Annotated in this window: 14 protein-coding genes; 5 read left to right on the forward strand and 9 right to left on the reverse strand. The window is 61.0% G+C overall.

The genetic code is table 11. From position 1 onward, the window contains the following. Positions 1 to 90: 90 nt before the first annotated feature. From ASD70_RS17565 to dadA, 5 genes are all read right to left on the reverse strand, one after another. On the reverse strand, positions 91 to 501 hold the full coding sequence (locus ASD70_RS17565; RefSeq protein WP_032878737.1) for a c-type cytochrome: 411 nt from the start codon (positions 499 to 501) through the stop codon (positions 91 to 93). Positions 502 to 682: 181 nt separating this feature from the next. After that, positions 683 to 1,231, reverse strand: coding sequence for a cupin domain-containing protein (locus tag ASD70_RS17570; protein ID WP_005792468.1), 549 nt, complete (start codon positions 1,229 to 1,231; stop codon positions 683 to 685). Between the two features lie 116 nt (positions 1,232 to 1,347). Then, the gene (gene alr / locus ASD70_RS17575) at positions 1,348 to 2,421 is read right to left on the reverse strand and encodes an alanine racemase (protein WP_046070076.1); all 1,074 of its coding nucleotides are present in this window, start codon (positions 2,419 to 2,421) and stop codon (positions 1,348 to 1,350) included. Positions 2,422 to 2,500: 79 nt separating this feature from the next. After that, positions 2,501 to 2,854 carry a RidA family protein gene (locus tag ASD70_RS17580; protein WP_046070077.1) on the reverse strand — a complete coding sequence of 118 codons (354 nt, stop codon included), beginning with the start codon at positions 2,852 to 2,854 and terminating at the stop codon, positions 2,501 to 2,503. Next, positions 2,826 to 4,127, reverse strand: coding sequence for a D-amino acid dehydrogenase (gene dadA / locus ASD70_RS17585; RefSeq protein WP_043046885.1), 1,302 nt, complete (start codon positions 4,125 to 4,127; stop codon positions 2,826 to 2,828). Before dadA ends, ASD70_RS17580 begins: the two co-directional genes overlap by 29 nt. 156 nt (positions 4,128 to 4,283) lie before the next feature. Between dadA and ASD70_RS17590 the strand changes: the two genes are divergently transcribed. Continuing rightward, a complete protein-coding gene (locus ASD70_RS17590) occupies positions 4,284 to 4,772 on the forward strand; it encodes an Lrp/AsnC ligand binding domain-containing protein (protein ID WP_003176896.1) in 489 nt (162 codons plus the stop codon). A 60-nt stretch (positions 4,773 to 4,832) separates the two neighbouring features. On the opposite strand, the gene ASD70_RS17595 is transcribed toward ASD70_RS17590, so the two are convergent. After that, on the reverse strand, positions 4,833 to 5,186 hold the full coding sequence (locus ASD70_RS17595; RefSeq protein ID WP_056847029.1) for a YkgJ family cysteine cluster protein: 354 nt from the start codon (positions 5,184 to 5,186) through the stop codon (positions 4,833 to 4,835). A gap of 115 nt (positions 5,187 to 5,301) precedes the next feature. On the opposite strand from ASD70_RS17595, the gene ASD70_RS17600 reads away from it, so the two are divergent. Further along, a complete protein-coding gene (locus tag ASD70_RS17600; RefSeq protein WP_056847030.1) occupies positions 5,302 to 6,594 on the forward strand; it encodes an NAD(P)/FAD-dependent oxidoreductase in 1,293 nt (430 codons plus the stop codon). Here ASD70_RS17600 and ASD70_RS17605 read toward each other — a convergent pair whose 3' ends face one another. Beyond that, positions 6,595 to 6,819, reverse strand: a complete 225-nt coding sequence (locus ASD70_RS17605; RefSeq protein ID WP_056847031.1) for a DUF1127 domain-containing protein — start codon at positions 6,817 to 6,819, stop codon at positions 6,595 to 6,597. 166 nt (positions 6,820 to 6,985) lie between these two features. Here ASD70_RS17605 and ASD70_RS17610 point away from each other — a divergent pair, with 166 nt between their 5' ends. Continuing rightward, a complete protein-coding gene (locus ASD70_RS17610) occupies positions 6,986 to 8,410 on the forward strand; it encodes an aminotransferase-like domain-containing protein (protein WP_056847032.1) in 1,425 nt (474 codons plus the stop codon). Between the two features lie 62 nt (positions 8,411 to 8,472). Continuing rightward, positions 8,473 to 10,041 (forward strand): phospholipase D family protein, encoded by a 1,569-nt coding sequence (locus ASD70_RS17615; protein ID WP_056847033.1) that lies wholly within the window; start codon positions 8,473 to 8,475, stop codon positions 10,039 to 10,041. A gap of 26 nt (positions 10,042 to 10,067) precedes the next feature. On the opposite strand, the gene ASD70_RS17620 is transcribed toward ASD70_RS17615, so the two are convergent. Both ASD70_RS17620 and ASD70_RS17625 read right to left on the reverse strand, forming a co-directional pair. Beyond that, positions 10,068 to 11,210: an MFS transporter gene (locus ASD70_RS17620; protein WP_056847034.1), complete on the reverse strand. Its 1,143-nt coding sequence runs from the start codon at positions 11,208 to 11,210 to the stop codon at positions 10,068 to 10,070. 156 nt (positions 11,211 to 11,366) lie between these two features. Then, positions 11,367 to 12,860, reverse strand: a complete 1,494-nt coding sequence (locus ASD70_RS17625) for an aldehyde dehydrogenase (RefSeq protein ID WP_046070084.1) — start codon at positions 12,858 to 12,860, stop codon at positions 11,367 to 11,369. 229 nt (positions 12,861 to 13,089) lie between these two features. Here ASD70_RS17625 and ASD70_RS17630 point away from each other — a divergent pair, with 229 nt between their 5' ends. Next, complete coding sequence (locus ASD70_RS17630; RefSeq protein ID WP_046070085.1) at positions 13,090 to 13,452, forward strand: cupin domain-containing protein; 363 nt, start codon at positions 13,090 to 13,092, stop codon at positions 13,450 to 13,452. Positions 13,453 to 13,564: the final 112 nt, after the last annotated feature.

The raw sequence follows: 13,564 nt of genomic DNA on the forward strand, positions 1-13,564 counted from the left end.
GGGTCTTTGCTGCAATGAACAGCTTCGAAACATAAATCGCGGGCACAAAAAAGCCGCTCGTAAGCGGCATTTTTGGCGAAGATCGTCTGATTACAGACCGGACATCTTCTTGATGGCGCCTTTGAGGTCTTCATCCGAGCAATCAGCGCAGGTGCCTTTTGGTGGCATGGCGTTAATACCGGTGATGGCCTTGGCCAGGATGCCGTCGAGGCCGCCCTGATGATCGGCGCGCTCTTTCCAGGCAGCGGTGTCGCCAACTTTCGGCGCACCCAAGAGGCCAGTGCCGTGGCACGCGTTACAGTGCTTGGCGATAATCTCGTCCGGCGTCTTCGCACCGCCGCCACCCGCTGCCACGGCCACTTCCATGCCCTTGCACTCCTGGCCCTGGACGCACACTTGGCCTACGGGCTCCAGGCGCTTGGCAATATCATCATTGGTCGCAGCCTGGGCGCTGACAGCCCATAGGGCCAGTACGGTTGCTGGTGCAGCCAGCATTTTCATAATTAGGTTCACGCGTTCACCCTCAATGGTGGCTATTCACGCCTGCGGCCACGGTTTCGCAGGCGGCGAAAGTATAACGGTTAGCCCGCCTGGCCGAAACAACCCTATTAAATAAAGGGAGATTCAACCTCGCGGAATACTGCACGGGCGTCTCTACAACGTTGGCAGGACGCCTCTTCTGTTAAAAGTTCGCGGGCGTGGCTGCGCTGATTAGTCGCGCCGGCACGTCGAACGGGTTGCGAAAACGATGCGGCTTGGTGCTTTCAAAGTAGTAGCTATCGCCAGCTTCGAGCACAAAAGTTTCAAGACCGACCACCAGTTCCAGACGACCCTCCAGCAGGATCCCGGTTTCTTCACCTTCGTGGGTGAGCATTTCTTCACCTGTGTCGGCGCCCGGTGGGTAGATTTCATTGAGAAATGCGATAGCCCGGCTCGGGTGCGCCCGGCCCACCAGCTTCATGGTGACGGCACCGTCGGAGATGTCGATCAGCTCATTGGCTTTATAGACGATCTGCGTCGGTATTTCCTGGAGGATCTCCTCGGAAAAGAACTCGACCATGGACATAGGGATACCGCCCAGCACCTTGCGCAAGGAGCTGATCGAGGGGCTGACGCTGTTTTTCTCGATCATCGAAATGGTGCTGTTGGTGACGCCCGCACGCTTGGCGAGCTCACGCTGGGAAAGACCTTTGAGTTTACGGATGGATTGCAGTCGTTCGCCGACGTCCAATGCAGGAGCCTCCTAGGATTCAGGCTTTGTTGTAATTGAGCGTTATCATGGCGACAGCGTTCAGTATTTACAACACTTGGGCCTAAATCCCGGACAGCTTGGTTCGTAGCCGGCGGCTAAGCCCCGGAATAGAGGCGTGGCACTCGGCGCAGGTTGCAGAAGATCTGGTAGGGAATGGTCTCAGCGGCTACGGCGACGTCACTGGCGAGGATAGTCTTGCCCCACAGCTCCACAGTGGAACCGAGGCCCGCCTGGGGTATGTCGGTGAGGTCGACACACAGCATGTCCATGGACACACGCCCCAACAGTTGGCTGCGCTGGCCCGCCACCAGCACTGGCGTGCCGGTTGGCGCATGGCGCGGGTAGCCATCGGCATAGCCCATGGCAACCACACCAATACGCATCGGCTTGGGCGTGACGAACTTGGCGCCATAGCCCACGGGCTCACCGGCGGGTAGCTCGCGTACGCAGATAACTTTGGACTCCAGGGTCATCACTGGCTGCAAACGGGCAGCGAGCGCTTGGTCTTCACCAAATGGTGTTGCACCGTAGAGCATGATGCCCGGCCGCACCCAGTCACTGGTCATCGTCGGCCAGCCCAGCACCGACGGCGAATTGCGCAGGCTGACTTCGGCCGCCAGGCCTTTTCGCGCCGCTTCGAATACCGCCACCTGTTCGTCACTGCGCACGCAATCGAGTTCATCGGCGCGGGCGAAGTGGCTCATCAACACGATCTTGGCGACCTTGCCGCTGGCCAGAAGGCGCTGATAGGCCTCGTGGTAATCCTTGGGATGCAGGCCGACACGGTGCATGCCCGAGTCCAGCTTGAGCCACACCGTCAACGGCTTGCTCAGGCGGGCCTGTTCAATGGCATCCAACTGCCATAGCGAATGCACCACGCACCACAAGTCATGCTCGATGATCAGCGGCAGCTCGTCGGCCTCGAAAAAACCTTCCAGCAGCAGCACCGGCGCACGAATGCCGGCAGCACGCAATTCCAGGGCTTCCTCGATGCACGCCACGGCAAACCCGTCGGCCTCGGCTTCCAGCGCCTGGGCCACACGCACGGCACCATGGCCGTAGGCGTCCGCCTTGATCACGGCGAGGGCCTTGGCCCCCGTGACTTCACGGGCCAGTTGATAGTTATGGCGCAGGGCTTGGAGGTCGATCAGGGCACGGGCTGGACGCATGGCGGCAGGCTTCTAGGCAGCAAGGTGAAGAAAAAACCGGTGCCGACCAACAGCGTCGGCGCCGGGAGAGGGATCGTTATTAAGGCAGCGCAGCCACGACGGACAGCTCGACCAGGATTTGCGGCTCGCAGAGCTTGGCTTCAACCGTGGCGCGAGCCGGGGCGACGCCCTTGGGCAGCCACTTGTCCCATACCGCGTTCATGCCGGCGAAGTCAGCTTCGATGTCTTTCAAATAGATCGTTACCGACAGCAACTTGCTCTTGTCAGTGCCGGCCAGGTCCAGCAGACGCTCGATATTGGCCAGGGTTTCACGGGTCTGCTGTTCAATCCCGGCGCTCATGTCGTCGCCGACTTGACCTGCCAGATACACGGTACCGCTGTGGACAACGATCTGGCTCATGCGCTCATTGGTGAGCTGGCGCTGGATTGACATGTTTCGCGGACTCCTGGTGGTTACCATAACGGGAAATATCGAGACCTGCGGCGCTGATCTGCGGGGTTTTCCTGGCCATCAGGTCGGCCAGCAAGCGACCAGAGCCACAGGCCATGGTCCAACCGAGCGTGCCGTGGCCGGTATTCAGGAACAGGTTCTTGAATGGGGTGGCACCGACAATCGGCGTGCCGTCGGGCGTGGTCGGGCGCAAGCCAGTCCAGAAACTGGCTTGGGCCAAATCGCCGCCCTGAGGATAAAGGTCGTTGACGATCATCTCCAGGGTTTCACGTCGGCGTGGGTTCAGCGACAGGTCAAAACCGGCTATTTCAGCCATGCCACCAACACGAATGCGGTTGTCGAAACGGGTAATCGCGACTTTGTAGGTCTCGTCGAGAATAGTCGAGGTCGGCGCCATGGCCGGGTTGGTGATCGGTACGGTCAGCGAGTAGCCCTTGAGCGGGTACACCGGTGCCTTGATCCCCAGTGGCTTGAGCAGCTTCGGCGAATAACTGCCAAGGGCCAGGACGTAGCGGTCGGCGGTTTCCAGCTTGCCGTCTATCCACACGCCGTTGATGCGATCACCTGCATAATCGAGGCGCTGGATGTCCTGTTCAAAGCGGAACTCCACACCCAACTGCTTGCACATATCAGCCAGGCGCGTGGTGAACATCTGGCAGTCGCCAGTCTGGTCATTCGGCAAACGCAGGGCACCGGCGAGGATATCCGTGACGCTGGCCAGGGCTGGCTCAACCCGGGCAATGCCGGCGCGATCAAGCAGTTCGAACGGCACGCCGGACTCCTGCAGCACCGCGATGTCTTTGGCGGCACCGTCGAGCTGGGCCTGGGTGCGGAACAACTGGGTCGTACCGAGGCTACGGCCTTCGTAGGCAATGCCGGTCTCGGCGCGCAACTCGTCAAGGCAGTCACGGCTGTACTCGGACAGGCGCACCATGCGCTCCTTGTTCACCGCATAGCGGCTGGCCGTGCAGTTGCGCAGCATCTGCGCCATCCACAGGTATTGATCGATATCGGCGGTGGCCTTGATCGCCAGCGGCGCGTGGCGTTGCAGCAGCCACTTGATGGCCTTGAGCGGCACGCCCGGCGCAGCCCATGGCGAGGCGTAGCCAGGGGACACCTGGCCGGCGTTGGCGAAACTGGTTTCCATGGCAGCGGCAGGCTGACGGTCGACCACAACGACGTCAAAGCCGGCCCGCGCCAAATAGTAGGCACTGGTCACCCCAATGACACCGCTACCCAAGACCAGAACGCGCATTTTTATATCCTCATCACGGGCTTAGCCGCTGACGTGTGTTATTCGAGCAATGATGGGCGCAGTATAAAAAGCAATCACCAGTGCATTTCACTATATAAATGCCTATATTTGGCGACAATTCTCGGCAAAAACCCTTTTCACAGAGGCGTATCCCCTATGCGTACCAACACCCAGACCAAGCGGGAGCTGGACAAGATTGACCGCAATATCCTGCGCATCCTGCAAACCGATGGGCGTATCTCGTTCACGGAGTTGGGAGAGAAGGTCGGGCTGTCCACCACTCCTTGTACCGAGCGGGTGCGACGCCTGGAGCGCGAAGGGATCATCATGGGCTACAACGCGCGGCTCAATCCCCAGCATTTGAAGGGAAGTTTGCTGGTATTTGTCGAGATCAGCCTCGATTACAAGTCGGGCGATACCTTCGAAGAGTTTCGCCGCGCCGTACTGAAACTGCCCCATGTGCTGGAGTGCCACTTGGTGTCAGGGGACTTCGACTACTTGGTGAAGGCGCGGATTTCCGAGATGGCCTCGTATCGCAAATTGCTCGGCGATATCCTGCTCAAGTTGCCCCATGTGCGCGAATCCAAGAGCTATATCGTGATGGAAGAGGTGAAAGAGAGCCTTAACCTGCCGATTCCGGACTGACTCACCAGCACAACTCATCCAAATGTGGGAGCAAGCCCCCACATTGGCCGAGAACATCCGCTAGACCAATACCTGCCGGGTGCTCGCCATGTACTCATGGATCTGTTTTTCCACCCTTGGATGAATCAGCTCCACCGGTCCCCGTCCATTGGGGCATGGCAGGGTCTTGGTGGTGCCAAACAACCTGCAGATCAAGGGCCGCTCGTCATACACCGTGCAACCGTTGGGCCCCAGGTGCACGCAGTTCAACTCGTCCATGGCCGCCTCCTGCTCTGCGGCGGTCTTGCGCGGCAGGCGCGACATTTCCTCAGGCGACGTCGTCACCGGCCCACAGCAGTCATGGCAACCTGGGACGCACTCGAACGAAGGAATCTGTCGACGCAGCGCGCTGACTTTCTGCCTGTTGCAACTCATCGAAACACACACCGAACCGCGAATAAGCGTGGATTCTGACGCAAAACGCCCTGCGCAGACAGCCTCGTCCGACCGCTGTATCCTGCGTCAAATTTTCCAAACAGGGATGCTCCCCATGACCGCCAGCGCCCGGCACACCGCTTCCTACTATGCCGCCAGCAGCCTGCCACAACCGGATTACCCGACATTGACCGGCGATGTGCGTGCCGATGTGTGCGTGATCGGCGGTGGTTTCTCCGGGCTCAATGCCGCCCTGGAACTGGCCCAGCGCGGCTTCAGCGTGGTGTTGCTGGAAGCGCGCAAGATCGGCTGGGGCGCCAGCGGGCGCAATGGCGGCCAGTTGATTCGCGGCGTTGGCCACGGACTGGATCAGTTCGCCAATGTGATTGGCAGCGACGGCGTGCGCCAGATGAAACTGATGGGTCTGGAAGCCGTGGAGATCGTGCGCGAGCGCGTGGAGCGTTTCCAGATTCCCTGTGACCTGACTTGGGGCTACTGCGATCTGGCCAACAAACCCCGTGACCTGCAGGCCCTGGCCGAAGACGCCGAAGAGCTGCGCAGCCTGGGCTATCGCCACGAGGTGCGCCTGCTGCAAGCCAGCGAGATGGGCAGTGTGATCGGCTCCGACCGCTATGTCGGCGGCATGATCGACATGGGCTCCGGCCACCTGCACCCGCTGAACCTCGCACTGGGTGAAGCTGGCGTCGCACAGCAGTTGGGCGTGAAGCTGTATGAACAATCAGAAGTGACCCGCATCGACTACGGCCCCGAGGTCAAGGTGCACACCGCCCAAGGCAGTGTGCGCGCCCAGACCCTGGTATTGGCCTGCAACGCCTACCTGAACGGGCTCAACCCGCAACTAAGCGGCAAGGTGCTGCCCGCCGGCAGCTATATCATCGCCACCGAACCCTTGAGCCAGGCGCAAGCCGCCAACCTGTTGCCGCAGAACATGGCCATGTGCGACCAACGCGTGACGGTGGACTACTTCCGTCTGTCCGCCGACCGCCGCCTGTTGTTCGGCGGCGCCTGCCACTATTCCGGTCGTGACCCGAAGGACATCGGCGCCTATATGCAGCCGAAGATGTTGCAGGTGTTCCCACAATTGGCCGAGGTGAAGATCGACTACCAATGGGGCGGCATGATCGGCATCGGTGCCAATCGGCTGCCACAGATTGGTCGCCTGGCCGATAACCCCAACGTGTATTACGCCCAGGCTTACGCCGGTCATGGCCTCAACGCCACCCACCTGGCGGGCAAGCTGTTGGCCGAGGCTATCAGCGGCGAGCAACAGGGGCGCTTCGACCTGTTCGCCCAGGTGCCACACATCACCTTCCCCGGCGGCAAGCACCTGCGCTCGCCGCTGCTGGCCCTGGGGATGCTCTGGCACCGCCTCAAGGAACTGGTTTGATCAATCGCGCCAGAAGGGTTTCAAACCTTCATGGCGCGCCTGTTCAGCGCTAAGCCCTACGTCGCGCAGTTGCTCACTGGTCAGGTCCAGCAGGGCTTTGCGTGTATGACGACGGCGCCAGAACATCCCCCAGCGACTCTCGGTCGGCGCGATCATCGCCCGCGCTTGCACCGCTTCCAGCTCCTGGCTGCGTAACGCCAACCGCACATCGCTCATACCGTTCATTTTGCTGTCCCTCATTGGTGTGTTGCCTTGAGTGGACAGCATGCGCGAGCGGTCAAAACCATTACAGATTCAACCTATTTTTATTAAACCAATACAGACACTGCCTATGGGTGGCTGAATCCTGTATTTTCACCCTATCTGTACTGGTCCCTCGGGAGCGACCATCATGACCCTCTACGTCAACCTTGCCGAATTGCTTGGCACCCGCATTGAGCAGGGTTTCTACCGTCCGGGGGATCGACTGCCTTCGGTGCGAGCCTTGAGTGTTGAACATGGGGTCAGCCTGAGCACCGTACAGCAAGCCTACCGGTTGCTCGAAGACAATGGCCTGGCGACGCCTAGACCCAAGTCTGGTTACTTTGTGCCAGCCAGCCGCGAGCTGCCGGCGCTGCCCGAGGTCGGTCGCCCGGCTCAGCGGCCGGTGGAAATATCCCAATGGGACTTGGTGCTGGAGCTGATTCGCGCGGTGCCACGCAAGGGAGTCATACAGCTGGGCCGTGGCATGCCGGATGTACTGTCGCCCACCCTGAAGCCGCTGCTACGCAGCCTGGCCCGCGTAAGCCGGCGCCAGGATCTGCCGGGGTTGTATTACGACAACATCCTCGGCTGTATGGAGCTGCGTGAGCAAATTGCCCGGCTGTCATTGGACTCGGGCTGCCAGCTGAACGCCGAGGACATCGTGATCACGACCGGTTGTCACGAAGCGCTGTCCGCCAGTATCCATGCGATTTGTGAGCCTGGGGATATCGTCGCGGTAGATTCGCCCAGCTTCCATGGCGCTATGCAAACTCTCAAGGGCCTGGGCATGAAAGCCCTGGAGATCCCCACCGACCCGCTCACCGGCATCAGCCTCGAGGCCCTTGAGCTGGCGCTGGAGCAGTGGCCAATCAAAATCATCCAGCTCACCCCGAACTGCAACAACCCGTTGGGCTACATCATGCCGGAGGCGCGTAAACGCGCACTGCTGACCCTGGCCCAACGCTTCGACGTGGCCATCATTGAAGACGATGTGTATGGCGAACTGGCCTACAGCTACCCGCGCCCGCGCACGATCAAATCCTTCGACGAAGATGGCCGCGTGCTGCTGTGCAGTTCGTTCTCGAAAACCCTGGCGCCAGGCCTGCGCATTGGCTGGGTCGCCCCGGGGCGCTACCTGGAACGGGTGCTGCATATGAAATACATCAGCACCGGCTCCACCGCCACCCAGCCGCAGATCGCGATTGCCGAATTTCTCAAGGGCGGCTATTTCGAGCCGCATTTGCGCAGGATGCGCACGCAATACCAGCGCAATCGCGACTTGATGCTCGACTGGGTCAGCCGCTACTTCCCCGCCGGCACCCGCGCCAGTCGGCCTCAGGGCAGCTTCATGCTTTGGGTTGAACTGCCGGAGGGCTTCGACACCTTGAAGCTCAACCGTGTGCTGGTGGAACAAGGTGTACAAATAGCCGTAGGCAGTATCTTTTCAGCCTCCGGCAAGTACCGTAATTGCCTGCGCATGAACTACGCTGCCAAGCCAACGCCACAGATTGAAGAGGCCGTGCGCAAGGTCGGCGCCGCCGCAAGCAAACTGCTGGCAGAAACGGCGGACTGACCTTTACCGCTCAATTGCCGTCATATACCGACAAACGCCATGATCTGGAAGCAGCTCCCTTGATGATTCGACGGCTTTTACCGTTTTTCCTGTTGGGAGCCCTGGCCCTGGGTGGCTGCGCGACGGTCAGCGTACCGCGCATTCCCAGCGATGCCCTGGCGGCGACGCAGTCGTCATTCGGCCGCTCGATCCAGGCCCAGGCAGCGCCGTACCAGGGGCGTTCGGGCTTCCGCCTGCTGCCCAACAGCAGCGAGGCCTTCATGGCCCGCGCCGAGTTGATCCGCAACGCCCAGACCAGCCTCGACCTGCAGTACTACATCGTGCACGACGGCATCAGCACGCGCATGCTCGTGGACGAACTGCTCAAGGCGGCTGACCGCGGGGTGCGCGTGCGTATCCTGCTGGATGACACCACGAGCGGCGGCCTCGACCAGGTCATAGCCACCCTCGCCGCCCACCCCCAGATCCAGATTCGCCTGTTCAACCCCCTGCACCTGGGCCGCAGCACCGGCATCACGCGTACCCTGGCGCGTGCGTTCGACCTGTCGCTGCAACATCGGCGCATGCATAACAAACTGTGGCTGGCGGACAACAGCGTGGCGATCGTTGGCGGACGCAACCTGGGCGATGAGTACTTCGACGCCGAGCCTAACCTGAATTTCACCGATATCGATATGCTCAGCGTCGGGCCGGTGGCCGAGCAGTTAGGCCACAGTTTCGACCAGTACTGGAACAGCGCCCTGAGCAAGCCGATCGACGAGTTCGTCTCCAACAAGCCCTCCAGGCTCGACCTCGCTACTGCCCGCGTGCGCCTGGAAGCCTCACTGGCCGAGTCGCGACAGCAGAACCATGCCTTATATAACCGCTTGCGTACCTACCAGACCCAGCCACGCATGGACATCTGGCGTCGCGAGCTGATCTGGGCCTGGAACCAGGCGCTGTGGGACGCACCGAGCAAAGTACTGGCCAAGGCTGACCCTGATCCGCGCCTATTGCTCACCACCCAACTGGCACCGGAGCTGGAAGGGGTCAGCCAGGAGCTGATCATGATTTCGGCGTATTTCGTTCCGGGGCCTTCCGGGCTGGTGTACCTGACGGGACGCGCCGATGCGGGTGTCTCGGTAAGACTGCTGACCAACTCCCTTGAAGCCACCGACGTACCGGCCGTGCACGGCGGCTACGCGCCCTATCGCAAGGCATTGCTGGAGCATGGGGTGAAACTCTACGAGCTGCGTCGGCAACCGGGCGATCCAAGCGCCGGCAGCGGCCCACACTTGTTTCGTCGAGGCAGCTTCCAGGGCTCGGACTCCAGTCTGCACAGCAAGGCGATGATCTTCGATCGAGAGAAGTCGTTTATCGGCTCGTTCAATTTCGACCCACGTTCAGTTCTGTGGAACACCGAAGTCGGCGTGATGGTAGACAGCCCCGAGCTGGCGGAACACGTGCGCAACCTGGCGCTGCAAGGCATGGCCCCGGCGTTGAGCTACGAGGCGAAACTGCAGGATGGCCAGATAGTATGGGTGACCGAGGACAACGGCCAGATGCATACCCTGACCCGTGAACCGGGCAGTTGGTGGCGCAGGTTCAATGCCTGGTTCGCCACTTCCATTGGCCTGGAACGCATGCTCTAAGACCAACGAAGCCCCCTCCCACAAGTTCAGGCCGGTTGCGCTGCTCCAAACGCCCCCTGGCGCAGCAACAACACCACCAGCCCCAACGCCCCTACGGCCATCAGCAACGGCAGCGCATGCCCGCTGATCCACTGGCTGCCCGCACCGGCCACCAGCGGCCCAACCAGGCAGCCAATGCCCCACAGCTGCGCCACATGAGCATTGGCACGCACCAGCGCATCGTCGCGGTAACGTTCGCCAATCAAAATCAGCGACAAGGTAAACAACCCGCCGGCACTGGCGCCGAACAGCACCCACACCGGCCAGATCAGCAGTGTGTGCATCAACAGCGGCACCGCCAGGCTCGACGCCAGCAACAGCAGGGCACAGCCCAGGAACAGCGTGCGCCGTGGCAGGTAGTCGGCCAGCGCGCCGATGGGCAATTGCAACAGCGCATCACCCACCACCACCGTGCTGACCATCGCCAAGGCGATTTCGGCAGTGAAGCCCTGTTGCAGGCAGTACACCGGCAACAGCGTCAGAATCATCGCTTCAAACGCAGCGAATAATGCCACCGCCCAGGCAATCGCCGGCAGGCTCAGGCAGAACCGCCACAGCTCGCTGAACGTGACACTGAACGCATCCGCCGTCGGTGCCCCGGAACGCCCCAGCAACAGCAGCGGCGCCACCACCAACAGGCCCACGCCCACCCAGAAACCGTAGTCATGGTCGGTACCCATCAGGCCCAGCAACAATGGCCCTGACAGCTGGCTCAAGGCATAGGTACAGCCATACAGCGCCACCAGGCGGCCACGCCACTGCTCCACCACCAACTGGTTGATCCAGCTTTCGCCGAGGATAAATACGATGGTCAGGATCACCCCGATCATCAATCGCAGCACCAGCCACACCGGGTAGCTGGGCAGGATCGCCAGCAGGCCGATGGACACCGCCCCGGCCCACAGGCACAGGCGCATCAGGTTGGCGGTGCCAAGCCAGGACGCCATTCGGCTAGAGATCTTGGCCCCGAGCAATACGCCGAATGCCGGCATCGCCGCCATCACGCCAATCGCGAAACTGCCGTAGCCCCAGCCTTCAAGGCGCAGGGATACCAATGGCATACTGACGCCCAAAGCCAGACCAACGCTGAGTACCGAGGCCAGGACGGCGAAGTAAGTCGCCCAACGCATTGCCACGCTCCTGTGGAGATTTAAAGGTTCACACAAAACAGTGTGGGAGGGGGCTTGCTCCCGATAGCTTGGTATCAGCCACCGCATGTGGTGACTGGCCTACCGCTATCGGGAGCAAGCCCCCTCCCACATTTGCCTGCGGCGTTTCCTGCAGGTTTAGAGCTTGATCCAGGTCGCCTTAAGCTCCGTGTACTTGTCGAAGGCATGCAGCGACTTGTCGCGGCCATTACCCGACTGCTTGAACCCGCCAAACGGCGCGGTCATGTCGCCGCCGTCGTACTGGTTGACCCACACGCTACCGGCACGCAGGGCCTTGGCCGTCAGGTGCGCCTTGGAGATATCCGCCGTCCACACCGCCGCGGCCAGGCCGTATTGGGTGTCGTTGGCGATGGCGATGGCTTCTTCGGCGCTGTCAAACGTAATCACCGACAGCACTGGGCCAAAGATCTCTTCCTGGGCAATCTTCATGGCATTGGTCACGCCGTCGAAAATCGTCGGCTCAACGTAGGTGCCGCCGGACTCCTCCAGAGTGCGCTTGCCGCCTGCGACCAGCTTGGCGCCATCGGCGTGACCGGCCTCGATGTAGGAGAGCACGGTGTTCATCTGCTGCGTATCCACCAGCGCACCGACGTTGGTGGCCGGGTCCAGCGGGTTGCCCGGTTTCCAGCCCTTGAGCGCCTCGATTACCAGCGGCAGGAAGGTGTCCTTGATCGAACGCTCCACCAGCAGGCGCGAGCCGGCGGTGCAGACTTCGCCCTGGTTGAAGGCGATGGCGCCAGCGGCAGACTCAGCGGCCGCTTGCAGGTCCGGCGCATCGGCAAACACGATGTTCGGGCTCTTGCCGCCAGCTTCCAGCCACACACGCTTCATGTTCGACTCGCCGGAGCGGATCAACAGTTGCTTGGCGATCTTGGTAGAACCGGTGAACACCAGGGTATCGACGTCCATATGCACCGCCAGCGCATTGCCCACGGTGTGACCATAGCCAGGCAATACGTTGAACACGCCTTTTGGTATGCCGGCTTCAACGGCCAGGGCGGCAATACGGATGGCCGTCAGCGGGGACTTTTCAGACGGCTTGAGGATCACCGAGTTACCGGTGGACAACGCCGGGCCGAGTTTCCAGCAGGCCATCATCAACGGGAAGTTCCACGGCACGATGGCACCTACCACGCCGACTGGCTCGCGGGTCACCAGGCCCAGTTGGTCGTGCGGGGTGGCTGCGACTTCATCGTAGATCTTGTCGATGGCCTCGCCGCTCCAGCTCAGGGCATTCGCCGCGCCCGGAACGTCGATGTTCAGGGAATCGCTGATGGGCTTGCCCATGTCCAGGGTTTCAAGCAACGCCAGCTCTTCGGCATTGGCCTTGAGCAGCGCGGCGAAACGGATCATCACTGACTTGCGCTTGGCCGGCGCCAGGCGCGACCAGACACCGGAGTTGAAGGTGGCACGGGCATTTTCCACGGCACGCTGGGCATCGCTGGCGTCACAGCTGGCAACGGTGGCCAGCAAGCGGCCATCCACCGGGCTGATGCACTCGAAGGTGTCGCCGGAAACGGCGGCGGTGTATTCGCCATTGATATAGGCACGGCCTTCGATCTTCAGATCCTTGGCGCGTTGTTCCCAGTCGGCACGGGTCAGGGTGGTCATGCGAGTGTCCTCCTCTTATTGAATACAAGGGGCCTGGGGTTCATCCCGGCACCTTCACGAATTCTTGCCCGGCCAGCCTGCTGTTCGGCTCAAGGCAGCTGCCACCCTAAACCAGCGGCTGGGGATGTTTCAATATATTTGACAGAACGGCGGCAAACGCCCTTGCGATGTTCATTTTAATAAACATAGACTTTGGGCTCTCCAACCCCAGGCCAGACGGGACACGCACATGAGCATCCAGGATATCGTCGATTTCAGCCAAGCCAACACGGCCCCCGACCGCTACCGCCCCGCCGCCGAAAAAGTTCTCAAGGGCGATCCGGAGCAGACGCTCTATAACCACTACAACAGTCCGTGCGGGCAGATGAATGCCGGGGTGTGGGAAGGCGAAGTCGGGCAATGGAAGGTCAACTACACCGAACATGAGTACTGCGAGATTGTGCAGGGGGTTTCGGTGCTGCGCGACGCCGAGGGCAACGCCAAGACCTTGCGTGCTGGCGACCGCTTTGTGATTCCCGCTGGTTTCAGCGGAACCTGGGAAGTACTGGAGCCGTGCCGCAAGATCTATGTGGTATTCGAACAAAAAGCCTGATCAGCACATCACATGTCTAGTCCTGAAATAGGTTTACACCTGTTTCAGTCTCAAACCGCCCGATGCACCGCATCGGGCGTTTTGTATTTCAGGGACAGGTGTGGCCGTTCCC

It is taken from the genome of Pseudomonas sp. Root569 (assembly GCF_001427465.1).
Lineage (GTDB): Bacteria > Pseudomonadota > Gammaproteobacteria > Pseudomonadales > Pseudomonadaceae > Aquipseudomonas > Aquipseudomonas synxantha.